This window comes from Variovorax sp. NFACC27 (genome assembly GCF_048301545.1).
GTDB classification, from domain to species: Bacteria; Pseudomonadota; Gammaproteobacteria; order Burkholderiales; family Burkholderiaceae_C; genus Variovorax; species Variovorax gossypii.
The window spans coordinates 7,661,332-7,686,907 of the sequence record NZ_CP157613.1 but is presented as its reverse complement, the minus strand read 5'-3'; the positions used below and the strand labels follow the sequence as shown (position 1 = coordinate 7,686,907).

At 65.4% G+C, this 25,576-nt stretch carries 33 protein-coding genes; 28 read left to right on the top strand and 5 right to left on the bottom strand.

Annotation, left to right across the window (positions count from 1 at the left end; all coding sequences use genetic code 11):
- Positions 1 to 7: 7 nt before the first annotated feature.
- Positions 8 to 1,183: a magnesium transporter CorA family protein gene (locus ABL840_RS36060; RefSeq protein ID WP_093307284.1), complete on the bottom strand. Its 1,176-nt coding sequence runs from the start codon at positions 1,181 to 1,183 to the stop codon at positions 8 to 10.
- A gap of 20 nt (positions 1,184 to 1,203) precedes the next feature.
- A complete protein-coding gene (gene hemB / locus ABL840_RS36055) occupies positions 1,204 to 2,217 on the bottom strand; it encodes a porphobilinogen synthase (RefSeq protein WP_418116118.1) in 1,014 nt (337 codons plus the stop codon).
- A 342-nt stretch (positions 2,218 to 2,559) separates the two neighbouring features.
- Here hemB and ABL840_RS36050 point away from each other — a divergent pair, with 342 nt between their 5' ends.
- From ABL840_RS36050 to ABL840_RS35940, 23 genes are all read left to right on the top strand, one after another.
- On the top strand, positions 2,560 to 2,988 hold the full coding sequence (locus tag ABL840_RS36050) for a CopD family protein (RefSeq protein ID WP_093208501.1): 429 nt from the start codon (positions 2,560 to 2,562) through the stop codon (positions 2,986 to 2,988).
- A 16-nt stretch (positions 2,989 to 3,004) separates the two neighbouring features.
- Entirely contained in the window at positions 3,005 to 4,132 is a 1,128-nt protein-coding gene (locus tag ABL840_RS36045) for a VanZ family protein (protein ID WP_093208541.1), read from the top strand.
- Positions 4,133 to 4,191: 59 nt separating this feature from the next.
- Positions 4,192 to 4,545: a (2Fe-2S) ferredoxin domain-containing protein gene (locus tag ABL840_RS36040; protein WP_093208502.1), complete on the top strand. Its 354-nt coding sequence runs from the start codon at positions 4,192 to 4,194 to the stop codon at positions 4,543 to 4,545.
- Between the two features lie 35 nt (positions 4,546 to 4,580).
- Positions 4,581 to 5,213 (top strand): alpha/beta hydrolase, encoded by a 633-nt coding sequence (locus tag ABL840_RS36035; protein ID WP_093307282.1) that lies wholly within the window; start codon positions 4,581 to 4,583, stop codon positions 5,211 to 5,213.
- A gap of 40 nt (positions 5,214 to 5,253) precedes the next feature.
- Entirely contained in the window at positions 5,254 to 6,423 is a 1,170-nt protein-coding gene (locus ABL840_RS36030; protein WP_093307281.1) for a D-alanyl-D-alanine carboxypeptidase family protein, read from the top strand.
- A 212-nt stretch (positions 6,424 to 6,635) separates the two neighbouring features.
- Entirely contained in the window at positions 6,636 to 7,013 is a 378-nt protein-coding gene (rpsL, locus tag ABL840_RS36025; RefSeq protein ID WP_013543948.1) for a 30S ribosomal protein S12, read from the top strand.
- Between the two features lie 152 nt (positions 7,014 to 7,165).
- Positions 7,166 to 7,639, top strand: coding sequence for a 30S ribosomal protein S7 (gene rpsG / locus ABL840_RS36020; RefSeq protein ID WP_007829591.1), 474 nt, complete (start codon positions 7,166 to 7,168; stop codon positions 7,637 to 7,639).
- A gap of 95 nt (positions 7,640 to 7,734) precedes the next feature.
- Positions 7,735 to 9,834: an elongation factor G gene (fusA, locus tag ABL840_RS36015; protein WP_093208510.1), complete on the top strand. Its 2,100-nt coding sequence runs from the start codon at positions 7,735 to 7,737 to the stop codon at positions 9,832 to 9,834.
- A gap of 141 nt (positions 9,835 to 9,975) precedes the next feature.
- Positions 9,976 to 11,169 (top strand): elongation factor Tu, encoded by a 1,194-nt coding sequence (gene tuf / locus ABL840_RS36010; RefSeq protein ID WP_093210122.1) that lies wholly within the window; start codon positions 9,976 to 9,978, stop codon positions 11,167 to 11,169.
- Positions 11,170 to 11,193: 24 nt separating this feature from the next.
- Positions 11,194 to 11,508 (top strand): 30S ribosomal protein S10, encoded by a 315-nt coding sequence (gene rpsJ, locus ABL840_RS36005; protein WP_007838118.1) that lies wholly within the window; start codon positions 11,194 to 11,196, stop codon positions 11,506 to 11,508.
- Between the two features lie 152 nt (positions 11,509 to 11,660).
- Entirely contained in the window at positions 11,661 to 13,253 is a 1,593-nt protein-coding gene (locus ABL840_RS36000) for a hypothetical protein (protein WP_093306893.1), read from the top strand.
- Positions 13,254 to 13,278: 25 nt separating this feature from the next.
- Positions 13,279 to 13,818: a hypothetical protein gene (locus ABL840_RS35995; protein WP_093306894.1), complete on the top strand. Its 540-nt coding sequence runs from the start codon at positions 13,279 to 13,281 to the stop codon at positions 13,816 to 13,818.
- A gap of 234 nt (positions 13,819 to 14,052) precedes the next feature.
- A complete protein-coding gene (gene rplC, locus ABL840_RS35990; RefSeq protein WP_093206292.1) occupies positions 14,053 to 14,730 on the top strand; it encodes a 50S ribosomal protein L3 in 678 nt (225 codons plus the stop codon).
- A complete protein-coding gene (rplD, locus tag ABL840_RS35985; RefSeq protein WP_019657681.1) occupies positions 14,730 to 15,350 on the top strand; it encodes a 50S ribosomal protein L4 in 621 nt (206 codons plus the stop codon). The genes rplC and rplD overlap by 1 nt, the downstream gene beginning before the upstream one ends.
- Complete coding sequence (gene rplW, locus ABL840_RS35980) at positions 15,347 to 15,682, top strand: 50S ribosomal protein L23 (RefSeq protein WP_093206293.1); 336 nt, start codon at positions 15,347 to 15,349, stop codon at positions 15,680 to 15,682. Before rplD ends, rplW begins: the two co-directional genes overlap by 4 nt.
- 2 nt (positions 15,683 to 15,684) lie before the next feature.
- Entirely contained in the window at positions 15,685 to 16,509 is an 825-nt protein-coding gene (gene rplB / locus ABL840_RS35975) for a 50S ribosomal protein L2 (protein ID WP_007838130.1), read from the top strand.
- Between the two features lie 10 nt (positions 16,510 to 16,519).
- Positions 16,520 to 16,798: a 30S ribosomal protein S19 gene (gene rpsS / locus ABL840_RS35970; protein ID WP_007838132.1), complete on the top strand. Its 279-nt coding sequence runs from the start codon at positions 16,520 to 16,522 to the stop codon at positions 16,796 to 16,798.
- A gap of 9 nt (positions 16,799 to 16,807) precedes the next feature.
- On the top strand, positions 16,808 to 17,140 hold the full coding sequence (gene rplV / locus ABL840_RS35965) for a 50S ribosomal protein L22 (protein WP_019657678.1): 333 nt from the start codon (positions 16,808 to 16,810) through the stop codon (positions 17,138 to 17,140).
- Between the two features lie 17 nt (positions 17,141 to 17,157).
- Entirely contained in the window at positions 17,158 to 18,072 is a 915-nt protein-coding gene (gene rpsC, locus ABL840_RS35960) for a 30S ribosomal protein S3 (RefSeq protein WP_093057771.1), read from the top strand.
- A gap of 52 nt (positions 18,073 to 18,124) precedes the next feature.
- The gene (gene rplP / locus ABL840_RS35955) at positions 18,125 to 18,541 is read left to right on the top strand and encodes a 50S ribosomal protein L16 (RefSeq protein ID WP_007838137.1); all 417 of its coding nucleotides are present in this window, start codon (positions 18,125 to 18,127) and stop codon (positions 18,539 to 18,541) included.
- Positions 18,542 to 18,593: 52 nt separating this feature from the next.
- Positions 18,594 to 18,803, top strand: coding sequence for a 50S ribosomal protein L29 (gene rpmC, locus ABL840_RS35950; protein ID WP_026284221.1), 210 nt, complete (start codon positions 18,594 to 18,596; stop codon positions 18,801 to 18,803).
- 9 nt (positions 18,804 to 18,812) lie between these two features.
- Positions 18,813 to 19,082, top strand: coding sequence for a 30S ribosomal protein S17 (gene rpsQ / locus ABL840_RS35945; protein ID WP_015867662.1), 270 nt, complete (start codon positions 18,813 to 18,815; stop codon positions 19,080 to 19,082).
- An 83-nt stretch (positions 19,083 to 19,165) separates the two neighbouring features.
- Positions 19,166 to 19,672, top strand: coding sequence for a peroxiredoxin (locus ABL840_RS35940; protein ID WP_093306895.1), 507 nt, complete (start codon positions 19,166 to 19,168; stop codon positions 19,670 to 19,672).
- 21 nt (positions 19,673 to 19,693) lie between these two features.
- On the opposite strand, the gene ABL840_RS35935 is transcribed toward ABL840_RS35940, so the two are convergent.
- Both ABL840_RS35935 and ABL840_RS35930 read right to left on the bottom strand, forming a co-directional pair.
- Positions 19,694 to 20,281, bottom strand: coding sequence for a GNAT family N-acetyltransferase (locus tag ABL840_RS35935; RefSeq protein WP_093306896.1), 588 nt, complete (start codon positions 20,279 to 20,281; stop codon positions 19,694 to 19,696).
- Positions 20,278 to 20,988 carry a cytochrome b/b6 domain-containing protein gene (locus ABL840_RS35930; protein ID WP_093306897.1) on the bottom strand — a complete coding sequence of 237 codons (711 nt, stop codon included), beginning with the start codon at positions 20,986 to 20,988 and terminating at the stop codon, positions 20,278 to 20,280. The genes ABL840_RS35935 and ABL840_RS35930 overlap by 4 nt, the downstream gene beginning before the upstream one ends.
- A gap of 162 nt (positions 20,989 to 21,150) precedes the next feature.
- Here ABL840_RS35930 and ABL840_RS35925 point away from each other — a divergent pair, with 162 nt between their 5' ends.
- Positions 21,151 to 21,597, top strand: coding sequence for a c-type cytochrome (locus tag ABL840_RS35925; RefSeq protein ID WP_093206297.1), 447 nt, complete (start codon positions 21,151 to 21,153; stop codon positions 21,595 to 21,597).
- Between the two features lie 75 nt (positions 21,598 to 21,672).
- Here the strand turns inward: ABL840_RS35925 and ABL840_RS35920 are convergent, their stop codons facing one another.
- Positions 21,673 to 22,170, bottom strand: a complete 498-nt coding sequence (locus tag ABL840_RS35920; RefSeq protein WP_093206298.1) for a TlpA disulfide reductase family protein — start codon at positions 22,168 to 22,170, stop codon at positions 21,673 to 21,675.
- A gap of 99 nt (positions 22,171 to 22,269) precedes the next feature.
- Between ABL840_RS35920 and ABL840_RS35915 the strand changes: the two genes are divergently transcribed.
- The 4 genes from ABL840_RS35915 (at position 22,270) to ptsP (ending at position 25,518) form a co-directional block, all read left to right on the top strand.
- Positions 22,270 to 22,824, top strand: a complete 555-nt coding sequence (locus ABL840_RS35915; protein ID WP_093306898.1) for a hypothetical protein — start codon at positions 22,270 to 22,272, stop codon at positions 22,822 to 22,824.
- A gap of 187 nt (positions 22,825 to 23,011) precedes the next feature.
- The gene (locus tag ABL840_RS35910; RefSeq protein ID WP_093206300.1) at positions 23,012 to 23,467 is read left to right on the top strand and encodes a PTS sugar transporter subunit IIA; all 456 of its coding nucleotides are present in this window, start codon (positions 23,012 to 23,014) and stop codon (positions 23,465 to 23,467) included.
- Positions 23,436 to 23,705, top strand: coding sequence for an HPr family phosphocarrier protein (locus ABL840_RS35905; RefSeq protein WP_019657667.1), 270 nt, complete (start codon positions 23,436 to 23,438; stop codon positions 23,703 to 23,705). Before ABL840_RS35910 ends, ABL840_RS35905 begins: the two co-directional genes overlap by 32 nt.
- Before the next feature lie 10 nt (positions 23,706 to 23,715).
- Positions 23,716 to 25,518, top strand: coding sequence for a phosphoenolpyruvate--protein phosphotransferase (gene ptsP, locus ABL840_RS35900; protein ID WP_093206301.1), 1,803 nt, complete (start codon positions 23,716 to 23,718; stop codon positions 25,516 to 25,518).
- The last annotated feature ends 58 nt before the right edge of the window (positions 25,519 to 25,576 follow it).

Below are 25,576 nucleotides of genomic sequence, written 5' to 3'. Positions count from 1 at the left end.
GCTGCGGTCAGCGCGTGCGGGCGAGGTAGCGCTTGCGCCAGAAGATCACGACCAGCAGCACGGCGATGACCAGCATCGACGTCATCGCGATCCAGAAACCGTCGGCCTTGTGCACCAGCGGGATGAACTCGAAGTTCATGCCGAAGATGCCCGCGATGAGGTTCAGCGGCAGGAACACGGCGGTGAGCACCGTCAGCACCCGCATGATGTCGTTGGCGCGGTGGCCCTGGACGCTGAAATGCATCTGCACGGCGGTCTCGGCGTTCTGCTCCAGCCGGTGCACGTGGTGCACCACGCGCTCGATGTGCTCGAGCACGTCGCGGCTGCGGATCATGATGAGCTCCCGCTCGCGCTGCTCCGTCTCGCCCTTGGGCACGGGGAGCGTCTCCAGCGAGTCGATCCAGTCCTGCATGGCGGCGCGCTGGTCCTCGCAGATCTCGTCCAGGTGGTGCAGCGACTGCCGCGCCTCCATCAGCGCGCCCCAATTGGTGAAGCGGCTGCGCGGGTCGATCAGCTCCGTCTGCCAGTGGTCGAGCTGCTTGGTGAGCTCGCGCCGCAGGTCGAGATATCCGTCGACGATCTGGTTGATGACGCGCAGCATCAGGTCCGAAGGGCTGGTCGGCAGGCGGGCCGAGGTGGCGCGCACGTCGAGCGCCGGGGCGCCGCGGTCGTCGCTCGAGGCGGCCGCCAGCAGCCTGGCGGCGAAGGCGTCGCGCACCGCGCCGTCCTCCGGGTGTACCGACAGCAGCACGCGGTCGAACACCGCGAAGCCGACCGGCCGCGTGTCGACCCGGCGCAGCACGGGCGGGCCGCTGCGGGGCTGGCGCGGCGCGGCGGCAGGAGCGGGGGGCGGCGCCTCGTTGGTACTGCCCTTGCCGTTGCCCAGCGCCGCCTGGCCCTGGCCATTGGCCAGCCGCCGGAACACCAGCACGTCGTACAGCGAGGTGTAGTCGTAGTGCGAGGGCAGCTGGTCGTTGAGCAGGTCGGCCACGTGCAGGTCGACCAGCTGCGTCATGCACAGCGTCTGCAGGATCTGCTGCACCTCGGCCAGCGAGGCGCGGAATTCCTCCCGCGTGAGCGAGATCCAGAGATAGCCGCTGGCGCCGCAGGCGCCCGGCACGGTCAGCGGCGCCAGTGCGGCGTGTTCGCTGACCTGCGAACGGTTGATTTCGAAGATGCGCATGCCCGGTTGCCGGCGCGCCGTTACTTCTGCAGCAGGCGCGCGGCGTCGAGCGCGAAATAGGTCAGCACGCCGTCGGCGCCGGCGCGCTTGAAGGCCAGCAGGCTTTCGAGCACCACGGCGTCGTGGTCGAGCCAGCCGTTCTGGGCGGCGGCCTTGAGCATGGCGTATTCGCCGCTCACCTGGTAGGCGAAGGTGGGCACGCGGAACTGGTCCTTCACGCGGCGCACGATGTCCAGGTAGGGCATGCCGGGCTTCACCATCACCATGTCGGCGCCCTCAGCGATGTCGATGGCGACTTCGCGCAGAGCCTCGTCGCTGTTGCCGGGGTCCATCTGGTAGACCTTCTTGTTGCTCTTGCCGAGCGTGGCGGCCGAGCCCACGGCGTCGCGGAAGGGGCCGTAGAAGGCGCTGGCGTACTTGGCGCTGTAGGCCATGATGCGCGTGTGGATGTCGCCGCGGGCTTCCAGCGCGTTGCGGATGGCGCCGATGCGGCCGTCCATCATGTCGCTGGGGGCGACGATGTCCACGCCGGCCTGCGACTGTGCGAGCGCCTGCTTCACCAGCACCTCCACGGTCGCGTCGTTGAGGATGTAGCCGGTGTCGTCTAGCAGGCCGTCCTGGCCGTGGCTGGTGTAGGGGTCGAGGGCGACGTCGGTCATCACGCCCAGCTCGGGAAAGCGCGCCTTGAGGGCGGCCACCACGCGGGGAATCAGCCCGTCGGGGTTGAAGGCCTCGCGGCCGTCGGGCGTCTTGAGGCTGGCGTCGATCACCGGGAACAGCGCCATCACCGGGATGCCGGCCGTCACGCACTGCTCGGCCACGGGCAGGAGCAGGTCGAGGCTCAGGCGGTCCACGCCCGGCATCGAGGGCACGGCATCGCGGCGTTTTTCGCCTTCCTGGACGAACACCGGGTAGATCAGGTCGTTGACCGTCAGTGCGTGCTCGCGCACCAGGTTGCGGGTGAAAGCGTCGCGGCGCAGGCGTCGCGGCCGCCCGGCGGGGAACATGGCCAGGGGGGAAGATGATGACGTCATATACCCAAAATTGTGCCCGAAGCGGTTGTTTACAGCCTCTTGGCACGGGCGTTCGGTTGTCGGACAACTACGGAAATTCGTAGAACCAAGGTTCTCAGCTTTTTGCTTTAAACGTCAAAGAAAGTGCCTCAGTCGCTTGAAACCTTGTTTCGTCTTTGTTAAATTCTGAAGCGGGCGGCTTGCCGCTCCCCGCTTTTCCTCCCTGAGCGGGTGCCTTGATGTGTGACAGCAAAAGGGCTTCCCAGCCCGACGTGAAGACGTCGGGCTTTTTTTTGCCTGTCATACAAGCGGCCCAAGGGGAAACGGGCCGTGGCAGAGAGGGTGCGCCACTAAACTGCCGCCATGCTCTGGGTCAAATCTCTACACATCGTCTTCATTGCAAGCTGGTTCGCGGGGCTGTTCTACCTGCCCCGGATCTTCGTCAATCTGGCGATGGTTCCACCCGAGTCGGTGGCCGAGCGCGAGCGCCTGCTGCTGATGGCGCGCAAGCTCCTGCGGTTCACGACTTTCCTGGCGGTTCCCGCGATCGGCTTCGGCCTGTGGCTCTGGCTGGGCTACGGCATCGGGCGCGGCCCGGGCAACGGGTGGATGCACGCCAAGCTGGCGCTGGTGCTGGTGGTGATCGGCTATCACCATGGCTGCGCCGTGCTGCTGCGCCGCTTCGCGGCCGGCGAGAACCGGCGCAACGACCGCTGGTTTCGCTGGTTCAACGAGCTGCCGGTGCTGCTGCTGCTGGCCATCGTGATCCTGGTGGTCGTCAAGCCGTTCTGAGCGGCCGGTGCAAACGGTGGATCGACCGCACAAGTCCGCCGCGCTCCCCCTGGCGCTGGCGTACGCGGCGCTGATCGTCTACGCCAGCCTCTACCCGTTCGCCGACTGGCGCGACCAGGGAATCGCGCCCTGGGCGTACCTTTCGGCGCCCTGGCCCAAGTACTGGACGGGCTTCGACTTCGCGGTCAACGTGGCGGGCTACGTGCCCTTCGGCTTCCTGTGCGCGCTGGCGGTGCTGCGCACGGGGCGCGCCGCCGGCGTCTGGCGTGCGGTGCTGCGTGCCACGGTGGCGGGAGCGGCGGTTTCGTTCGCCATGGAGACGCTGCAGAGCTACCTGCCCGCGCGCATTCCTTCCAACGTGGACCTGGGGCTCAATACCCTGGGGGCGGTCGTCGGCGCGGTGCTGGCGGCGGGCCTCGAGCGGCTGGGCGCGGTCGCGCACTGGAGCCGCGCGCGCTCGCAGTGGTTCGCCGAAGACTCGCGCGGTGCGCTGGTGCTGCTCGCGCTGTGGCCGTTCGCGCTGCTTTTCCCGGCGGCGGTAACCTTCGGGCTCGGGCAGGTGTTCGAGCGGCTCGAGGCGACGATCTCCGAGTGGCTGCTCGACACACCCTTCATCGACTGGCTGCCGGTGCGCCAGTTCGAGCTCGAGCCGCTGGTGCCGGCGGTAGAGCTGCTGTGCGTGATGCTGGGCGCGCTGGTGCCGTGCCTGCTGGGATATCTCGTGGCGCGCTCGGTGGTCCAGCGGGCGGTGCTCCTGCCTCTGACGCTGCTGGCTGGCGTCGCGGCCTCGGCGCTGTCCGCGGCGTTGAGCTACGGGCCCGAGCACGCCTGGGCCTGGCTCGGGCTGCCGGCGCAGGTCGGCATGGCCGCGGCCTTCTTCGCCGGCGTGCTGCTGCTGTTCGCGCCGCGCCGCCTGTGCGCGGCATTGCTGCTGATGGGGCTCGTACTGCAGCTGAGCCTGCTGAACCAGGCGCCCGAGAGCGCGTACTTCGCGCAGACGCTGGCCACCTGGGAGCAGGGGCGCTTCATCCGCTTCCATGGGCTGGCGCAGTGGCTGGGCTGGGTATGGCCCTATGCCGTGCTGGTCTATGTGGTCGTCGCCCTCTCGCGCCGAGGGCGCTCCGGCGCTGTCCCGGCGGCTTGAGCGGGCGAGCCGCGGGGCATGCGGCTATGAATGAAGAGGTCGTTCACTAAAATCCGCCGATGCCCAGCTCCACCCCAGCCGCTCCGTCCGGCTACTACGGCCGCCACATCTTCTTCTGCCTGAACGAGCGCAAGAACGGCGAGGACTCCTGCGCCATGCACAACGCTCAGGAAGGCTTCGACCGCTGCAAGGCGAAGGTCAAGGAAGAGGGGCTATCGGGGCCCGGCAAGGTGCGCGTCAACAAGGCCGGCTGCCTCGACCGCTGCGCGGGCGGGCCGGTGGCCGTGGTGTACCCCGAGGCCGTCTGGTACACCTTCGTCGACAGCGAGGACATCGACGAGATCGTCGAGTCGCACCTGAAGAACGGCCAGGTCGTCGAACGGCTCCTGCTGCCCCCGAACGTGGGACGCTGAACTTTTCCGACGACCCTCTGCTCGTACCTGCGCCAATGAATTCCCAGACAGAAAAGATCAGCCTCCAGGGCGCCGCCGGCGCGATCGAGGTTCAGCGCGACCAGCCTGCGGGCGCCGCGCGCGGCGTCGCAGTCATCGCCCATCCGCATCCGCTCTTCGGCGGCACCATGGACAACAAGGTGGTGCAGACGCTGGCGCGCGCCTTCATCGCCACCGGCTGGACCACGGTGCGCTTCAACTTCCGCGGCGTGGGCGCCAGCGAAGGCGTGCACGACGAGGGGCGCGGCGAGCTGGAAGACATGCTGAGCGTCGTAGGGCAGCTCGCGCCCGAGGGGCCTCTGGCGATCGCAGGCTTTTCCTTCGGTGCCTTCGTCGCGAGCGGCGCCGTCTCCAGGCTCTGGGCCGAACGCGAGATCCGGCAGATCGTGCTGGTCGGCACGGCCGCGGCGCGCAACAACGTCGCGACGCTGCCCGTCGAGGCGCACGAGCGCGCGCTGGTGGTCCATGGCGAAGCCGACGACACCGTGGCCTTGTCCGCCGTGATGGATTGGGCGCGGCCGCAGTCACTTCCTGTCACAGTCATCCCCGGGGGCGGTCATTTCTTTCACGGACAATTGCCGCTGCTCAAGGGTCTGGTCGTCCGCCATCTGCGCGCGGACATCGCTTGAAAGCCTCTCCGGCTTGTTTTCGTCTCTTTCCGAACTCCCAATGAATCGTTTTCTTGGCGCGCTCCGCGCGCTGGTCTTTACCGCCGCCGCTTCCTTCAGCCTGCTCGCCGCCGCCCAGATGCCGGCGCCGCCTGAAATTGCCGCGCGCAGCTATCTGCTGCTGGACGTGACCGCGAACCAGATCCTGGCCCAGAAGGACATCGACAGCCCGGTGGAGCCGGCTTCGCTCACCAAGCTGATGTCCGCCTACCTGGTGTTCGATGCTCTGCGCGCCAAGAAGATCACGCTGACCCAGACCCTGCCGGTCAGCCCGCGCGCCTGGAAGATGCCCGGCTCGCGCATGTTCATCGACCCCAAGATGCAAGTGCCGGTTGAAGACCTGATCAAGGGCCTGATCGTGCAGTCGGGCAACGACGCCACCATCGCGCTGGCCGAAGGCGTGGGCGGCACGGTCGAGCACTTCGTCGAGATGATGAACGCCCAGGCCAAGGTGCTGGGCATGAAGAACACGACCTACAAGAATCCCGAGGGCCTGACCGCGCCCGGCCACACCACCACGGCTCGCGACCTGAGCATCCTGGCGACCCGCCTGGTGCGCGACTTCCCCGAGGAGGCAAAGTACTACGCGATCAAGAAGTACCGCTACCCGGGCACCCCGTCGACCAACGACACCAATCGCAACCTGCTGCTGTTCCGCGACCCGACCGTCGACGGCCTGAAGACCGGCCATACCGATGCCGCCGGCTACTGCATGATCGCCACCGCCAAGCGCGACTTCCCGAACCTGACTGGCGGGCGCCGCCTGCTGTCGATCGTTCTGGGCACCACGGGCGAGACCGTACGGGCCAACGAATCGCAGAAGCTCCTGAACTGGGGCTACACGGCCTACGACGCCGTCCGCCTGTTCGACGGCGGCCAGCCGGCGGCCACCCCGGCCGTCTGGAAGGGCAAGGCCAACATCCTGAAGCTGGGTCGTCCAGAGCCCATCGTGGTGGCGGTTCCGACCGGCACGGCCAACAAGATCAAGACCCAGGTGTCGCGCCCCGACCCGCTGGTGGCGCCGTTCACCAAGTACCAGGCGGTCGGTTCGCTCAAGGTCACGCTGGACGACCAGCCTCTGGCCGACGTGCCGCTCGTCGCCCTGGAACCGGTCGAACAGGCCGGCGTTTTCGGCCGCGCCTGGGACGCCCTGCGTCTCTGGATCAAGTAAGCCGGAGGAGCGGAAAAGAGGCATAAAGGGCCGCTGGCGGGCATCCGCGGCGGCTGACCTTGCCGTTTCAGACTCGTTTGCTATACTCGTGGGCTTTTCGGAATTTTCCGAAGGGTTTCACGTTTTCGTCATTCCCGGCCTCCTTGAGTCACGACAAGGGCGGTTTCACAGCCAGGGCCGGGGCGTTTCTCGTTTTGGGGACTTTTTAATTCATGCCAACCATCAATCAACTGGTGCGTCAGGGTCGAACGGTCGAAAAGATCAATTCGAAGAGCCCTGCCATGCAGAACTCGCCGCAACGTCGCGGTGTCTGCACCCGCGTCTACACCACGACGCCGAAGAAGCCGAACTCGGCGCTTCGTAAAGTTGCCAAGGTCCGCCTGACCAACGGCTTCGAAGTCATTTCCTACATCGGCGGCGAAGGCCACAACCTCCAGGAACACAGCGTCGTGCTGGTCCGCGGCGGTCGTGTCAAGGACTTGCCCGGTGTGCGTTACCACATCGTTCGCGGTTCGCTCGACCTGCAAGGCGTGAAAGACCGCAAGCAGTCGCGTTCCAAGTACGGCGCGAAGCGTCCCAAGAAGGCCTGATAGGTCTTCCTGTCGTAAAAAACAAACGGTGTTCGGTTACCTTGGCGGGTACATCGAACGAAGTGACCCACTGTCGGGTCGAGTAAGTGAGAGTCCTGACTGGCTCTCGCGGCCCCGGAAACGGTGCCAACTGAAGCAAAGAGGTTAGAAAAATGCCACGTCGTCGCGAAGTCCCCAAACGTGAAATCCTGCCGGATCCCAAGTACGGCAATGTCGAGCTGTCCAAATTCATGAACGTGATCATGGAAGGCGGCAAGAAGGCTGTTGCCGAGCGCATCATCTACGGTGCCCTCGACTTCATCGAGAAGAAGAACCCGGACAAGGACCCCCTCGAGGCGTTCACCGTTGCCATCAACAACGTGAAGCCGATGGTCGAAGTGAAGTCGCGTCGCGTCGGCGGTGCGAACTACCAGGTGCCGGTCGAAGTCCGTCCCGTCCGCCGCCTCGCCCTGTCGATGCGCTGGATCAAGGAAGCCGCCCGCAAGCGCGGCGAGAAGTCGATGGCCCTGCGTCTGGCCAACGAACTGATGGAAGCCACCGAAGGCCGTGGCGGCGCGATGAAGAAGCGCGACGAAGTGCACCGCATGGCAGAAGCCAACCGCGCCTTCAGCCACTTCCGCTTCTAAAAATCAAACTTCGCTTGGGCGTTGGGTGTCGAGTGACGGGTGCGAAGCCCGTTCTCGAGGCCCAGCGCTCAACGCATTTAACCCGAAAGTAAATCATGTCCCGCAAGACCCCCATCGAGCGCTACCGCAACATCGGCATCTCCGCGCACATCGACGCCGGCAAGACCACGACGACCGAACGTATCCTGTTCTACACCGGTGTGAACCACAAGATCGGTGAAGTGCACGACGGTGCCGCCACGATGGACTGGATGGAGCAAGAGCAAGAGCGCGGTATCACGATCACCTCGGCTGCCACCACCTGCTTCTGGAAGGGCATGGCCCAGAATTTCCCCGAGCACCGCATCAACATCATCGACACCCCCGGCCACGTGGACTTCACCATCGAGGTGGAGCGTTCCATGCGCGTGCTGGACGGTGCCGTGATGGTCTATGACGCCGTCGGCGGTGTGCAGCCCCAGTCGGAAACCGTCTGGCGCCAGGCCAACAAGTACAAGGTGCCCCGTCTCGCGTTCGTCAACAAGATGGACCGTACCGGCGCGAACTTCCTGCGCGTTCGCCAGATGATGATCGACCGCCTGAAGGCCAACCCGGTCGTGATCCAGATCCCGATCGGTGCCGAGGACAAGTTCCAGGGCATCGTCGACCTTGTGAAGATGAAGGCCATCATCTGGGACGAAGACAAGGGCGTGACCTTCACCTACGGCGAGATCCCGGCCGACCTAGTCGATGTCTGCAACGAATACCACGAGAAGCTGGTCGAGGCCGCCGCCGAATCGAGCGAAGACCTCATGAACAAGTACCTCGAAGGCGAAAAGCTCTCCGAAGAGGAAATCAAGAAGGCCCTGCGCCAGCGCACCATCGCCGGCGAAATCCAGCCGATGCTTTGCGGCTCGGCCTTCAAGAACAAGGGCGTGCAGGCCATGCTCGACGCCGTGATCGAGTACATGCCCGCTCCGACGGACATCCCCCCGGTGGCTGGTACCGACGAAAGCGAAGCACCGGTGGTGCGTCAGGCCGACGACGAGGAGAAGTTCTCGGCGCTCGCGTTCAAGCTGATGACCGACCCCTTCGTCGGCCAGCTGACCTTCGTGCGCGTGTACTCGGGCGTGCTCTCCAAGGGTGACAGCGTCTACAACCCGGTGCGCGGCAAGAAGGAACGCATCGGCCGTATCGTGCAGATGCACGCCAACAATCGCGAAGAAGTCAGCGAAATCCGCGCCGGCGACATCGCCGCTTGCGTGGGTCTGAAGGAAGTGACCACGGGCGAAACCCTGTGCGATCCGGATTCCGTCGTGACGCTGGAGCGCATGGTGTTCCCCGAGTCGGTGATCTCGCAGGCCGTCGAGCCCAAGACCAAGGCCGACCAGGAAAAGATGGGCATCGCCCTGCAGCGCCTGGCACAGGAAGACCCGTCGTTCCGCGTCAAGACCGACGAGGAATCGGGCCAGACCATCATCTCGGGCATGGGCGAGCTCCACCTCGAAATCATCGTGGACCGCATGAAGCGCGAGTTCGGCGTGGAAGCCAACGTGGGCAAGCCGCAGGTGGCCTACCGCGAAACGATCCGCAAGACCGTCGAAGAAGCCGAAGGCAAGTTCGTTCGCCAGTCGGGCGGCAAGGGCCAGTACGGTCACGTGGTGCTCAAGATCGAACCCCAGGAAGCCGGCAAGGGCTTCGAGTTCGTCGACGCCATCAAGGGCGGTGTGGTTCCTCGCGAATACATTCCCGCAGTGGAAAAGGGCGTCGTGGAAGCGCTGACGCAAGGCGTGCTGGCGGGCTACCCCGTCGTGGACGTCAAGGTCACGCTGCACTTCGGTTCGTACCACGACGTGGACTCGAACGAAATGGCGTTCAAGATGGCCGCGATCTTCGGCTTCAAGGAAGGTGCCCGCAAGGCCAACCCCGTGATCCTCGAGCCGATGATGGCCGTGGAAGTCGAGACGCCTGAAGACTACGCCGGCAACGTGATGGGCGACCTGTCGTCCCGCCGCGGCATGGTGCAGGGCATGGACGACATGGTCGGTGGCGGCAAGGCCATCAAGGCAGAAGTGCCGCTGTCGGAAATGTTCGGCTACTCGACCACGCTGCGTTCGATGTCGCAAGGCCGCGCCACGTACACGATGGAGTTCAAGCACTACGCCGAAGCTCCCCGCAACGTCGCCGAAGCCATCGTGGCCGCTCGCGCCAAGTAAGCTTTTTACGAATCAGGGCCGCGCAGTGCGCGGCCCTTCCTGTCTGCGATCCGGTGCCGCCCTGTTCCCGTGCGGGGCGAACCAGCAACCGGATGCAGACATAAAACCAATACACGGGACTGCTCTTTCAAGGATTGAAAAATGGCAAAAGGTAAATTCACCCGCACCAAGCCGCACGTGAACGTGGGCACGATCGGTCACGTCGACCACGGCAAGACCACGCTGACGGCTGCGATCGCGACCGTGCTGTCGTCGAAGTTCGGCGGCGAAGCCAAGGCCTACGACCAGATCGACGCTGCGCCTGAAGAAAAGGCCCGCGGCATCACGATCAACACCGCGCACGTCGAATACGAAACGGCCAACCGCCACTACGCACACGTCGACTGCCCCGGCCACGCCGACTACGTGAAGAACATGATCACCGGCGCTGCCCAGATGGACGGCGCCATCCTGGTGTGCTCGGCCGCCGACGGCCCGATGCCCCAGACCCGTGAGCACATCCTGCTGGCTCGCCAGGTGGGCGTGGGCTACATCATCGTGTTCCTGAACAAGTGCGACATGGTCGACGACAAGGAGCTGCTCGAACTGGTCGAAATGGAAGTCCGCGAACTCCTCGACAAGTACGAATTCCCCGGCGACGACACCCCCATCATCCACGGCTCGGCCAAGCTGGCCCTGGAAGGCGACAAGGGCGAACTCGGCGAAGGCTCGATCATGAAGCTGGCCGAAGCCCTGGACACGTACATCCCGACGCCCGAGCGCGCCGTGGACGGCACGTTCCTGATGCCCGTGGAAGACGTGTTCTCGATCTCGGGTCGCGGCACGGTGGTGACCGGCGCCGTCGAGCGCGGCGTGATCAAGGTCGGTGAAGAAATCGAAATCGTGGGCATCCGCCCGACGGTCAAGACCACCTGCACCGGCGTGGAAATGTTCCGCAAGCTGCTGGACCAGGGTCAAGCCGGCGACAACGTGGGCGTGCTGCTGCGCGGCACGAAGCGCGAAGAAGTCGAGCGCGGCCAGGTGCTGTGCAAGCCCGGCTCGATCAAGCCGCACACGCACTTCACCGCCGAGGTGTACGTTCTGTCGAAGGACGAAGGCGGCCGTCACACGCCGTTCTTCAACAACTACCGTCCGCAGTTCTACTTCCGCACGACGGACGTGACCGGCGCGATCGAGCTGCCCAAGGACAAGGAAATGGTCATGCCCGGCGACAACGTGTCGATCACGGTCAAGCTGATCGCTCCGATCGCCATGGAAGAAGGCCTGCGCTTCGCTATCCGCGAAGGCGGCCGTACCGTGGGTTCGGGCGTCGTGGCGAAGATCCTCGACCTGTAAGAAGACGGGAGCAAAGGAATCACCATGGCTACCAAGCAAAAGATCCGCATCCGCCTGAAGGCATTCGACTACAAGCTGATCGACCAGTCGGCCGCTGAAATCGTGGACACCGCCAAGCGCACCGGCGCGATCGTCAAGGGCCCCGTGCCCCTGCCGACCCGCATGAAGCGCTTCGACATCCTGCGTTCGCCGCACGTCAACAAGACCTCGCGCGACCAGCTGGAAATCCGCACGCACCAGCGCCTGATGGACATCGTCGACCCGACCGACAAGACCGTGGACGCGCTGATGAAGCTCGACCTGCCGGCTGGCGTGGACGTCGAGATCAAGCTGCAGTAATCCATTCGGCTTCGCGCCGCGATTGCTAGAAAACCCGCCTGCAGAAATGCAGGCGGGTTTTGTGCTTTATGTCACGCGGATGTGGCATCCTCCCGTGCCGGCCGCCGTCAATCATCGAGGCGCCGGGTAGCTGAAACGAGGGCAGCACAACCATGAGACACCGCATCTCCTTTGCTTCGAGCCTTGTGGCTTGCATCGCAGCAGTGCTGCTGACCGCCTGCGGTGGCGGCGGAGGGGGAGGCGGCGGTGGGATTCCCTTGTTGCCCATAGTTCCGACGGCGCCGGTCGCGTTGAGCGGCACGGCCACCTACGAGTCGGTGCCCAATCCCAGCGGCCGCCTCGTGTATGCCAACACCACGGTCAAGCCGGTGCGCGCAGCCTTCGTCGAGGTGCTCGACGCCACCAGCGGCAGCCAGCTGGCTACCACTTCCACCGACGACAACGGCGCCTATTCGGCGAGCGTTCCGGGAAACACGAACGTCATCGTCCGCGTGCGGGCCCAGATGACCCGCACCGGGGCGTTCCCGAGCTGGGACGTCACCGTGCGCGACAACACGCAATCGAGCGCCATCTATTCCATGCAGTCGTCGGCGTTCTCCACCGGCAGCGCGGCGCTCACCCGCGACCTGCGTGCCGCCAGCGGTTGGGGCGGTTCGAGCTACACCAGCCAGCGCGTGTCCGGGCCGTTCGCCATCATGGATACGGTCTACACGGCGATGCAGAAAGTGATGTCGGCGGCGCCTGCGACGGCCTTCCCGTCGCTGAAGGTGTTCTGGAGCGTCAACAACACGAACGCCAGCGGCAGCATCGCGCAGGGGCAGATCGGCACCACGTTCTTCATCGGCAGGAGTTCGGGCGCCGAAATCTACGTGCTCGGCAAGGAAGACGTGGATACCGACGAATTCGATGCTCCGGTCATTGCGCATGAATGGGGGCACTACTACCAGGCCTCGTTCAGCCGTGACGACTCGACGGGCGGCGCGCACTCCACGAGCGAGCGCGTCGACCGCCGCCTCGCCTTCTCCGAGGGTTGGGGCAACGGCTGGTCGGGCATCGCGCTGGGGCGCAGCAACTATGTCGACTCGGGCGGACCCGGCCAGGCCAGTGGCGGAAGCCTCGATCTCACGAGAGGGCCGACGGCCACCAATGCGGGCTGGTTCAGCGAATCCTCGATCCAGTCGATCTTCTGGAATCTGAACCAGCAGGTGGGCTTCAAGCCCATCCATGACACGCTGACGAGCGCGTTGTTCCGGAGCGGAGCGCCGGTGACCTCGATTCATCCGTTCACGGCGGCATTCAATTCGGTCGCCTCGGGCAATGCGTCGGCGTTGGCAACGTTGCTCGCGGGCCAGAACATCAGCGCCGCCTCGAACGATCCCTACGGTGCGCAGGAAAGCAATAACGGCGGCGCTCCGGCCGTGAGCTACGTGTTGCCGATGTACACGACGGCGGCGGTCGGAGGCTCGGTCACGCAGGCCTGCGTGACGAATGCCGCGGATCCTCAGCGCCAGGGGAACAAGCTCGGAAGCTTCGCCTACCTGCGCTTCACGGCGCCGGCCAGCCGCAACTACCTGTTCACGGTCAGCCCGCCGGCGGGCGCCAGCCCGAACTTCGTGATCTACCAGGGCGGGGTGGTGAGCCGGAACACGAATACGGTCAGCCTGTCGGCTGGCGACTATGTGCTGGTCGTCAACGATGTCAATAACGCCGCCGCAAGCACCTGCTTCAACGTTTCGATTCAATAAATAGACAGCAGCGAGGAAGGCCGCCATGAACCTCCGTTCCAGCTCGATGATCGCCGCCGCATGCTTGGCGCTTGTTGCCGCATCAGCATGTGCGGACAGCACGTCGACGCCGCGCACCGCCAAGGGCTCGGCTTCTTTCGGCCAGGCTGCGCCCATGACGGCTGCGGTGCGCAAGCCCAACGATTCCGGTGTCGCGATCCAGTATCGGGTCGAGGGCACGGCCAGGGTCGGCCGGGCGATTTCGGTCGTATTGCAGTTCGACGGCGTGAGCGACCCGGCTGGCGCCACTGCGCGCCTGACGACCGACGCCGGGCTGACCCTGACGACGAGCAGCACCCTCGCGCTTCCCGCCGGCCAGAGCACGACCGCCACCGCCACGGTGACCAGCGACCGCGAAGGCCTGGCCTACCTGAACGTCTTCGTCACGCAGAACGGCGCCATGAGCATCGTCGCCATTCCTGTCCAGACCGGCTCGAGCGCGCCGACCATGAAGGCCGCGGGCGAGCTGAAATCGTCCCCGGAAGGCGAAAAAATCATTTCGATGCCGGCCAAAGAGCCGAAATAGGCCGAAAAACGCCCCATGAAGGGGCGCCGAGGCCCGAAAGCGCCGCAATGACGGTGCTTGCGTCAAGCCCGCACCGCGGGCTATAATCGCTGGCTCTGCCCTTGTTGCGCCCGCATGGGCGCTATGCGAGCAGAGATTTATCAACCTTCTTCCGCTGTTCGGGGAAACCCGGCAAACGCTGTCGCCAATTGAAGTGGCAGCGGCGAAGGAAGCTTCCATTTTTGGAGAAAACAAATGAGTCTGAGCAACTCCCTCGGGTTGCTGGGCCGCAAGGTGGGGATGATGCGTCTCTTCACCGATGACGGGGACGCAGTTCCTGTCACGGTGGTGGATGTGTCCAACAACCGCGTGACCCAGATCAAGTCCCAAGAGACCGATGGCTACGTCGCCCTGCAGGTGACGTTCGGTTCGCGCAAGGCATCGCGCGTGACCAAGCCCGAAGCCGGCCACCTCGCCAAGGCGGGTGTCGAAGCTGGTGAAATCATCCAGGAATTCCGCGTTACCGCCGATACCGCAGGTCAGCACAAGGCTGGCGGCGTGATCCCGGTGGCAAGCGTCTTCTCCGTGGGCCAGAAGGTGGACGTGCAGGGCACTTCCATCGGCAAGGGCTACGCTGGCACGATCAAGCGTCACAACATGAGCTCGCAGCGCGCGTCGCACGGTAACAGCCGTTCGCACAACGTGCCCGGCTCGATCGGTATGGCGCAGGATCCCGGTCGCGTGTTCCCCGGCAAGCGCATGACGGGCCACCTCGGCGACGTCACCCGCACCACGCAAAACCTCGACGTGATCCGCATCGACGAAGCACGTCAACTGCTGCTCATCAAGGGCGCGATTCCGGGTTCGAAGGGTGGCTTCGTCACCGTGCGTCCCGCCATCAAGGCCAAGCCGCAGGCCCAAGGAGCGAAGTAATGGAACTCGAACTCCTGAACGAACAAGGCCAGGCCGCGTCGAAGTACGACGCACCCGAGACCGTGTTCGGCCGTGACTACAACGAAGACCTAGTCCACCAGATCGTCGTTGCTTTCCAGGCCAACGCACGCCAAGGCACTCGCGCCCAGAAGGACCGCGAGCAGGTCAAGCACTCGACCAAGAAGCCTTTCAAGCAAAAGGGAACGGGCCGCGCCCGTGCCGGTATGACTTCCTCGCCGCTGTGGCGCGGGGGCGGCCGGATCTTCCCGAACATGCCTGACGAAAACTTCTCGCAGAAGATCAACAAGAAGATGTACCGCGCCGGCATGGCGTCCATCTTCTCGCAGCTCGCTCGCGAAGGCCGTCTGGCCGTGGTCGACTCGATCAAGGTCGACTCGCCCAAGACCAAGCCGCTGGCAGCCCGTTTCAAGGCGATGAATCTCGAGTCCGTGCTCGTGATCGCCGAAGAAGTCGACGAAAACCTGTACCTTGCCTCGCGCAATCTGGTCAACGTTCTCGTGGTCGAACCCCGCTACGCCGATCCGGTGTCGCTGGTTCACTACAAGAAGGTGCTGGTCACCAAGGGTGCCGTCGACAAGCTCAAGGAGATGTTCGCATGAGCCGCGTGAACCCTACCGCCGCTGAACGTACGTTCGAAGAAGGCCGCCTGATGGCGGTGCTGGTCGCCCCGATCGTGTCCGAAAAGGCAACGATGGTCGGCGAGAAGTCGAACGCTGTCACTTTCAAGGTGCTGCAAGACGCCACCAAGCCCGAGATCAAGGCCGCTGTCGAACTGATGTTCAAGGTCGAAGTCAAGGGCGTGTCGGTGCTCAACACCAAGGGCAAGACCAAGCGCTTCGGCAAGTCCGTCGGCCGCCGCGACAACGTTCGCAAGGCCTATGTGACGCTGAAGGCCGGTCAAGAGCTCAACCTCGTCGGGGAAGGCGCTTAATCATGGCCGTCATCAAGATGAAACCCACTTCGCCGGGCCAACGCGGCGCGGTGAAGATCTCGCGTGACCACCTGTTCAAGGGTGCTCCTCACGCCCCCCTGCTGGAACCCCAGTTCCAGAAGGCCGGCCGCAACAACAACGGCCACATCACGATCCGCCATCGTGGCGGCGGTGCCAAGCACCACTACCGCGTTGTCGACTTCGTGCGCAACAAGGACGGCATCCCGGCCAAGGTCGAACGCATCGAATACGACCCGAACCGTACCGCCCACATCGCTCTGGTCTGCTACGCCGACGGCGAGCGCCGCTACATCATCGCCCCGCGCGGTCTGGAAGCTGGTGCAACGCTGCTGTCGGGCGCCGAAGCCCCGATCCGCGCCGGCAACACCCTGCCGATCCGCAACATCCCGGTGGGTTCGACGATCCACTGCATCGAACTGCAGCCCGGCAAGGGCGCGCAGATCGCCCGTTCGGCCGGTACCTCGGCCACGCTGCTGGCCCGTGAAGGCGTCTACGCCCAGGTCCGCATGCGCTCGGGCGAAGTTCGCCGCATTCACATCGAATGCCGCGCGACCATCGGTGAAGTTGCCAACGAAGAGCACAGCCTGCGCCAGCTCGGCAAGGCCGGTGTGAAGCGTCACATGGGTATTCGCCCGACCGTTCGCGGCGTGGTGATGAACCCGGTCGACCACCCGCACGGTGGTGGCGAAGGCAAGACTGGCGAAGGCCGCCATCCTGTCGACCCGTGGGGCAATCTGACCAAGGGCTATCGCACCCGTAACAACAAGCGCACGCAGGTCTTCATCGTGTCGCGTCGCAAGAAGTAAGGGATAGCCAATGACTCGCTCTCTCAAGAAGGGTCCGTTCGTCGACCACCACCTCGTGGCCAAGGCCGACAAGGCCGTGACGACCAAGGACAAGAAGCCGATCAAGACCTGGTCGCGTCGCTCGATGGTTCTGCCCGAGTTCATCGGCCTGACCATCGCTGTGCACAACGGCAAGCAACACGTGCCTGTGTACATCACCGACCAGATGGTCGGCCACAAGCTCGGCGAATTTGCGCTCACGCGCACGTTCAAGGGGCACCCCGCGGACAAGAAAGTCCAGAAGAAGTAAGGAACGACCATGTCTGAAACACGTGCAGTCCTCCGCGGTGTCCGCCTGTCGGTCGACAAGGGCCGTCTGGTCGCTGACCTGATCCGCGGCAAGAAGGTCGATCAAGCGCTCAACATCCTGCAATTCACGCAGAAGAAGGCCGCTGTGATCGTCAAGAAGGTGCTCGAATCGGCTATCGCCAACGCCGAGCACAACGACGGTGCCGACATCGACGAACTGAAGGTCAAGACCATCTACGTCGAGCAAGGCGCCACGCTCAAGCGCTTCACCGCGCGGGCCAAGGGTCGCGGCAATCGCATCAGCAAGCCCACGTGCCATGTGTACGTGACGGTTGGCAACTAAGAAGGCCTGGAAGAAATATGGGACAGAAAATCCACCCAACCGGGTTCCGCCTTGCGGTCACCCGTAACTGGTCCAGCCGTTGGTACGCAAGCGACCGCGATTTCGCGGGCATGCTGGCCGAAGACATCAAGGTTCGCGAATACCTGAAGAAGAAGCTGAAGAACGCTTCGGTGTCGCGCGTCATGATCGAGCGTCCCGCCAAGAACGCGCGCATCACGATCTACTCGGCACGTCCGGGCGTCGTGATCGGCAAGAAGGGCGAAGACATCGAGAACCTCAAGCGCGAACTGGGCAAGCAGCTCGGCGTGCCGGTTGCAGTCAACATCGAAGAAGTGCGCAAGCCCGAAATCGATGCGCAGCTGATCGCCGACAGCATCACGCAGCAGCTCGAGAAGCGGATCATGTTCCGCCGTGCCATGAAGCGCGCCATGCAGAACGCCATGCGTCTGGGTGCCCTGGGCATCAAGATCATGTCGGCTGGCCGCCTGAACGGCATCGAAATCGCACGTACCGAGTGGTACCGCGAAGGCCGCGTGCCGCTGCACACCCTGCGCGCCGACATCGACTACGGCACCTCGGAAGCCAAGACCACCTACGGCGTCATCGGCGTCAAGGTCTGGGTCTACAAGGGCGACACGCTGGGTCGTAACGACCTGCCCGCCGTCGAGACGCCGCGTCCTGAAGAAGAACGTCGTCCGCGCGGTCCGCGCCGTGATGGCCGCCCCGGTGGCGACCGTCCGGGCAGCGACCGCCGTGGCCCCGGCCCCCGCGCCGGTGCCCGCGGTCCGATCGGTGGCAACACCGCTCCGGCCGATGGCAGCGACAAGCCCGCAGAAGCAACCGGCGGTGCCGGTGCAGACTCGAAACCCGCCGTTAAGCGCGTCCGCAAAGCCGCGCCCGCTGCAGCAGCGGACGGTGCCAAGACCGAGTAATCGGTCGCTCCCGGGCACGCAAGTGCCCGGGGCCCTCACGGAGTAACAAAACATGCTGCAACCTGCACGCAGAAAGTTCCGCAAGGAACAAAAGGGCCGCAACACCGGCATCGCGACCACGGGTAACTCGGTCGCGTTCGGTGACTTCGGTCTCAAATGCACCGACCGCGGCCGCCTGACGGCGCGCCAGATCGAAGCCGCTCGTCGCGCGATTTCGCGTCACGTGAAGCGCGGTGGCCGTATCTGGATCCGCGTGTTCCCGGACAAGCCGATCTCGACCAAGCCCGCCGAAGTGCGGATGGGTAACGGTAAGGGCAACCCCGAGTACTACGTCGCCGAAATCCAGCCCGGCAAGATCGTGTTCGAGATCGTCGGCGTGCCCGAAGAACTCGCTCGCGAAGCGTTCCGCCTGGCCGCCGCCAAGCTGCCGCTGCGCACGACGTTCGTCGCTCGCCAGCTCGGCGCCTGAGAGGAGAACATCCATGGCAACACGTAAGAAGACCGCCGCGGCTCCGGCCAAGGTGACGAAGGCCGCAACCCTGCGCACGAAGGACGTCGCAGGCCTGCAAGCCGAGATCAAGGACCTGCAGAAGGCCCATTTCGGCCTGCGCATGCAGAAGGCCACGCAACAGCTGTCGAACACCTCGACGCTGCGCGTGACCCGCCGCGACATCGCGCGCGCCAAGACCATTCTTGCTCAGAAGCAGCAAGAAACCCAAGCCGCCAAGTAAGGAGTGAACATGACGGAAGCTAAAAAATCCCTCAAGCGCACCTTGATCGGCAAGGTGGTCAGCGACAAGCGCGCCAAGACCGTGACCGTGCTGGTCGAGCGTCGTGTGAAGCACGAGCTCTACGGCAAGATCGTGGCCAAGACGAGCAAGTACCACGCCCACGACGAAAAGGGCGAGTACAAGCTGGGCGACACCATCGAGATCACGGAAAGCCGTCCGATCTCGAAGACCAAGAACTGGGTCGTGACCCGTCTGGTCGAGAAGGCCGTCCTGGTCTGATCAATCATTGGAGCCCCTCAGGGGCATCCGATCCGGAAACGGCCCACAATGTGGGCCGTTTTTCTTTTTCAGGAGCACATTCAATGATCAAAGTCGGCGACACCATTCCCTCGGCCACCCTGCAGGAATACTCCGAAGTCGAGGGCGAAGGCTGCAGCATCGGCCCGAACCCGGTGGACGTGACCAAGGCAACGGCTGGCAAGACCATCGCGCTGTTCGCGCTGCCCGGCGCCTTCACCCCCACCTGCTCGGCCAAGCACGTGCCGGGCTACGTGCAGCACTTCGACGACTTCAAGGCAGCCGGCGTGGACGAGATCTGGTGCGTGAGCGTGAACGACGCCTTCGTGATGGGCGCCTGGGCTCGCGACCAGAAGACGGGCGCCAAGGTGCGCATGCTGGCCGACGGCAGCGCTGACTTCGCCAAGGCCACCGGCCTTACGCTCGACCTGACCGGCCGCGGCATGGGCCTGCGCAGCAACCGCTACTCGATGCTCGTGAAGGACGGCAAGGTCGCCACCCTCAACGTCGAGGCGCCCGGCAAGTTCGAAGTCAGCGACGCCGGCACGCTGCTGGCCCAGGCTCGCGGCTGATCCGATCGACGGCTCAGCCGTTCAGAGATCCACCTTGAGGTAGTGGGCCCCGGCAACGGGGTTGTGATAGTAGGGCGGCACTTCCACGAAGCCCAGGTCTTCGTAGAGTGCCCGCGCCGACTCCATGTCGTCGAGGGTGTCGAGCAGCACGCAGCCATATCCGGCGCTGCGTGCTGCATCCAGGATCGCCTCCGCCAACTGGCGGCCGAGCCCCAGGCCGCGGAAGCCGGGGCGCACGTACAGGCGCTTCATCTCCGCCGCATTCACATAGTCCGCGTTGTCGAGCGGACGCAGCGCGCAGCATCCCGCGACGTGCGCGAGCGTGCCGTCGGCGCGCTTCAGCGTCGGAGCCTGGCGCCCGGCGTCTTCCTTCACATTGGCCGGATCGACCAGCGCGAGCAGCAGCGTGCCGCGCGGCTCGGCATATTCGCCGGGCAGCTGGGCCAGTTCGCCGTCGAAATCCTGGAAATCCAGGTCGATGCCCAGCGAGCCCGCGTAGTCGCGGAAGATCGTGCGCACCGCCTCGATCTCGTGCGCTTCTTCGGGCGTGAGCAGCACCACGGCGGGTACCGCCGACAGCGGCAGGGGGCGTGACACGGAGAAGCTCATACGCGCAGCGAGGAAATCCACCAGGCCACGCCCGCGCACAGCGCGAACAGAACCAGCGCCAGCCAGCGCGAAGCCGCGTCGTCGCGGCTCGGCGCCACCTGGCCGCTTTCCGAGGAAACCAGCTTGTCGCCCGTCACCATCGGCCGCACCAGGCGGTGCCGCTTGATCAGCACGTAGAACAGCACCGCCAGCACGTGCAGGCTGACGAGCGCGATCACGGCCCATTTGCCCTGCGCCTTGTGCCAGCCGGTGGCCAGGCTCACGACTTCGCTCGAGACAAAGCGGGTGAGCGGCCCCGAGGCGGAGATCTCGTCGTCGGCCATCAGCCCGGTGGAGACCTGCACCGCCAGGATGACCAGTACCGCGAACACCGACAGCGCGCCCAGCGGCGTGTGCCCGATCAGGTGGTCCGGATGCGCCCGCCCGCGCAGATAGGCCGCGAGCGAGCCCGGTCCGTAGACGAAGGCGCCGAAGCGCGACCAGCGCCCGCCGACAAAGCCCCAGAGCACGCGAAACAGCAGCAGCGCGAGCACCGTGTACCCCAGGCGGAAGTGCCATTCCATGGCCCCGTTCAGGCCGGTGCCGATCATGCCGATGACGGCGACGGCCAGCGCCCAGTGGAAAAGGCGCGTCGGCAAGTCCCAGACGCGGGTGCGGGCGCCGGGGCCGGAGGCCGCGCGAAGGGCGGCCACGGAGGAGTCGGTCATCGAGGAAGGCGCCGGGGGCGCAATGCTGCGGAAGGCGCAGATTAGCAAAGTCCGGGCCCCGGACCGCTTCGGGTTGTTGCTATGCGCCGGACACGGCCCGCCCCTACACTCGCTCGCAGCGCTGCGTTCGACGGCGTTTTTCTCCCACAACGAGGATCCACGATGACCCGAATTGCTTCGTTAGCCCTTGCAGCCGCCTGCGCTGCCATGTCCCTTCCCGCGGCGGCCCAGTTCGCCAAGCCCGAGGACTCCATCAAGTACCGCCAGAGCGCGTTGTTCGTGATGGGCCAGCATTTCAGCCGCCTCGGCGCCATGGCCAACGGCCGCGCGCCCTACGATGCAGCTGCCGCCGCGGCCAATGCCGAAGTGGTCGCCGACATGGCGAAGCTGCCCTGGGCGGGCTTCGGTCCCGGCGCCGAGGGCGGCAAGGCCAAGCCCGAGATCTGGAAGGAAGACGCCAAGTTCAAGGAACGCCAGCAGAAGCTGATCGAGGAAACCGGCAAGCTGGTGACCGCCGCCAAGGCGGGCAACCTCGACGCGCTCAAGGCCCAGTTCGGCCCGACCGCTGCGAGCTGCAAGGCCTGCCACGACAGCTTCCGCAACCAGTAAGCAGCGGATCGCAGCAGGACAAAAGCAAAAGGCGCCCTTTCGGGGCGCCTTTTCTTTTGGGGGATCGATTGGGGATCAGGCTTCAGCCAGCAGCTTCTCGATCAGCTTGTGGAGCTCGGCGAAGTCCGGCTCGCCCACATAACGCTTCACGATCTCCCCGCGCTTGTTGACCAGGTAGGTGGTCGGCGTGAGCTTCACGTCGCCCCACGCCTGCGCCACGCTGCCGGTGTTGTCGATCGCCACCTTGAACGGCAGCTTGCGCGTCTCGGCGAAGTTGACGACGTAGCTCGGCGGGTCGTAGCTCATTGCCACGGCCAGGGTGTCGTAGCCCTGCGCCTTGTACTTGTCGTAGGTGGCGATGACCTTGGGCATCTCGCCCACGCAGGTCACGCAGCTGGTCGCCCAGAAATTGACCAGGGTGACCTTGCCTTTCAGGTCCGCCGTGCTCTTCTGCGTGCCGTCGAGCAGCACGAAGGTGGAGGCGGGAGCGGCGGTGGCACCGGAGCCGAGGTACACGCCCACGCCGGTGGCCAATGCGACGACGACGGCGGCTGCAGCGAGGTATTTCTTCATGGCTTGGTGCAAGAGAAGGGCGGCGCGATTTTAGTTCCGCATGCCGGATCCTGCTGGCGACATCCCGCTGGCCCGGCGCCGCTCGATAATCGCTGCCCCATGCCGCCTGCTGTCGTCCTTTCTTCCCGGCTCGTGCTGGCCGCGGCTGCCCTGCTCGCAGCCTGCAGCCCCGCCTTCAACTGGCGCGAGGTGCCGATCGCCGGAGCCGGCCTGGTTGCGATGCTGCCCTGCAAGGCAGACCGCGCCACCCGCGCGTTGCCGTTGGGCTCCGAATCGGTGCAGGTCGACATGACGGGCTGCGAGGCCGGCGGCGCGACCTTCGCCATCGCACATGCCTCCGCCGGCAGTCCCGCGCAGGCCGAAGCCTGGCTTCATGCCTGGCAGGCCGCCACGCGCAGCCAGCTGGGCGCGGCGCAGGTTGCGGAGTCGCGCCCCAGCGTGCAGCGCGCGACCGCCGTGCCCGCTCCGCTGCAGCTCGACGCGCTGCCACAGCCTCAACAGCAGCCGCAGGGCGCCGCCACGCAGCTGCAGGTGCTCTGGTTCGCCCAGTCGCAGAAGGACGGCACCGTCGCGCTCTACCAGGCCACCGTGCTCGGCCATCCTTCCTCGGCCGAGGCGTCGAAGACCTTCTTCGAGGGCCTGAGGCTGCCATGACCGGCGGCATGTTCGCCGCGGCGGCGCTGCCTGCTATGGTTCTGATAGCTGTCTCGACTGGCGGCGTGTCCGCAACGGCCGGCCCGATTCGTGCGGCACTGTCCGTTTTTCGCGGCTGTCGCGTTATGTCGCATATCTACTTCCCCTGGACGGCCCCGCATAATCGACGCGTCGTCCTCCGTCCCGCATGAACAGCATCCTCATCATCGCCCACTCACCGTTCGCGCACGCGATGCGGCAGTGCGCGCTGCATGTGTTTCCCGATTGCGAGCAGGCCATCGTCGCGCTCGACGTACTGCCCAACGTGTCGCCCGAAGAAACGCTGGCTGCCGCGCGCATCACGCTCGCGCAGCAGCTGCACACGCCGCGCTCGCAGGTGCTGGTGCTGGCGGACGTATTCGGCGCCACGCCCTGCAACGTGGCGCAGAAGCTGGTGGACGGCGTGCGGTCGCGGCTGGTGGCGGGGGTCAACCTCCCGATGCTGCTGCGTGCCGTCACCTACCGGCACGAACCCCTGGAGACGCTGGTGCAGCGCGCCCTCGCGGGCGGCACTGCGGGCGTCATGCAGGTGGCGGTGGCGGCTCCCCAGAACCAGGCGAAAAGAAAGCACAGTGATCAAGAAATCCGTGACCATCAGCAATAAGCTGGGCCTGCACGCACGCGCATCGGCCAAGCTGACCAAGCTCGCAGGCAGCTTTCCCTGCGAGGTGTGGCTCTCCCGCGGCGACCGCCGCATCAATGCCAAGAGCATCATGGGCGTGATGATGCTGGCCGCCGGCATCGGCACCACCGTCGAGCTGGAAACCAACGGCCCCCAGGAAGAAGAAGCGATGAACGCCATCGTCCAGCTCATGGACGACAAGTTCGGCGAAGGCGAATAAGGACAGCCCCATGACTTTCGCAGTCCACGGCCTCCCCGTCGCCCGTGGCATTGCCATCGGGCGCGCCGTGCTGGTGGTGTCGAGCCGCATCGACGTGGCCCACTACTTCATCAAGCCCGAAGAGATCGAGACCGAGATCGATCGCGTGCGCACCGCGCGCAACGCGGTGGCCGACGAGCTGGCGAAGCTGCAGGCCAACGTCGCGCAGATGGGGCCGAACGATGCGCCGCACGAGCTCGCGGCGCTGCTCGAGGTGCACCAGATGCTGCTGCAGGACGAGGCCCTGAGCGGCGGCGTCAAGCACTGGATCAGCGAGCGGCTCTACAACGCCGAATGGGCGCTGACCACACAGCTCGAGATCATCGCGCGCCAGTTCGACGAGATGGAGGACCCATACCTGCGCGAGCGCAAGGCCGACCTCGAGCAGGTGGTCGAGCGCCTGCTGCACCGCATGAAGGGCACGGCCGCCGTGCTGGCGCCGAGCCCGCCGCGCCGCAAGCGCGCCGCCTCCGCTGACGATGACAACGACGACCCCACCGCGGGCGACGGCATCGACGTGCCGCTGGTGCTGATCGCGCACGATCTCTCGCCGGCCGACATGCTGCAGTTCAAGAAAAGCGTGTTCGCCGGCTTCGTCACCGACGTGGGCGGGCGCACCTCGCATACGGCCATCGTGGCGCGCAGCATGGACATCCCGGCCGTGGTCGGCGCGCGCACCGCGAGCCAGCTGGTGCGGCAGGACGACTGGGTCATCATCGATGGCGACGCGGGCGTGGTGATCGTCGACCCCTCGCCGATCATCCTGGCCGAGTACGGCTTCAAGCAGCGCCAGGGCGACCTCGAGCGCGGCCGGCTCGCGCGGCTGCGGCACAAGCCGGCGATCACGCTCGACGGCCAGCGCGTGGAGCTGCTCGCCAATATCGAGATGCCCGAAGACACCGTGGGCGCGGTCAAGGCCGGCGCGGTGGGCGTGGGCCTGTTCCGAAGCGAGTTCCTCTTCATGGGCCGCGACACGGGCACGCGCCAGACCCGCCTGCCCGACGAGGAAGAGCAGTACCAGGCCTACAAGCGCGCGGTCGAGGGCATGCAGGGCATGCCGGTCACCATCCGCACCATCGACGTGGGCGCCGACAAGCCGCTGGACAGCATTTCGGCCAACAAGCAGGAGCACCTGAATCCCGCGCTCGGCCTGCGCGCCATCCGCTGGAGCCTGGCCGATCCGGCGATGTTCCTCACGCAGCTGCGTGCCATCCTGCGCGCGGCGGCGCACGGCGAGATCCACCTGCTCATTCCCATGCTCGCGCACGCGAGCGAGATCCGCCAGACGCTCTCGCTGATCGACTTCGCGCGTGCCGAGCTCGACAACCGCGGCGCGGTGTACGGCCACGTGAAGCTCGGCGCCATGATCGAGATTCCCGCCGCCGCGCTCACGCTGCGCATCTTCCTCAAGCACTTCGACTTCCTGTCGATCGGCACCAACGACCTGATCCAGTACACGCTGGCCATCGACCGTGCAGACGAATCGGTGGCGCATCTCTACGACCCCGCGCACCCGGCCGTGCTGCGCCTGGTGGCCGACACCATTGCCGAGTGCCGTCGCCAGGGCAAGGGCGTGGCCGTGTGCGGCGAGATGGCGGGCGACGTCGCCTTCACGCGCCTGCTGCTGGGGCTGGGCCTGCGCAGCTTCTCGATGCATCCCTCGCGCATCCTCGCGGTCAAGCAGGAAGTGCTGCGCGCCGACACCGGCAAGCTCGAGGCCTGGGCCAAGGGCGTGCTCGAATCCGACGATCCTGCCGCCGCAATGGCTGGCTGACACCATGAACTGAGCGTACTTTTCACTCACCCTCACGGGTGAGTGAAAAGAAACGAAA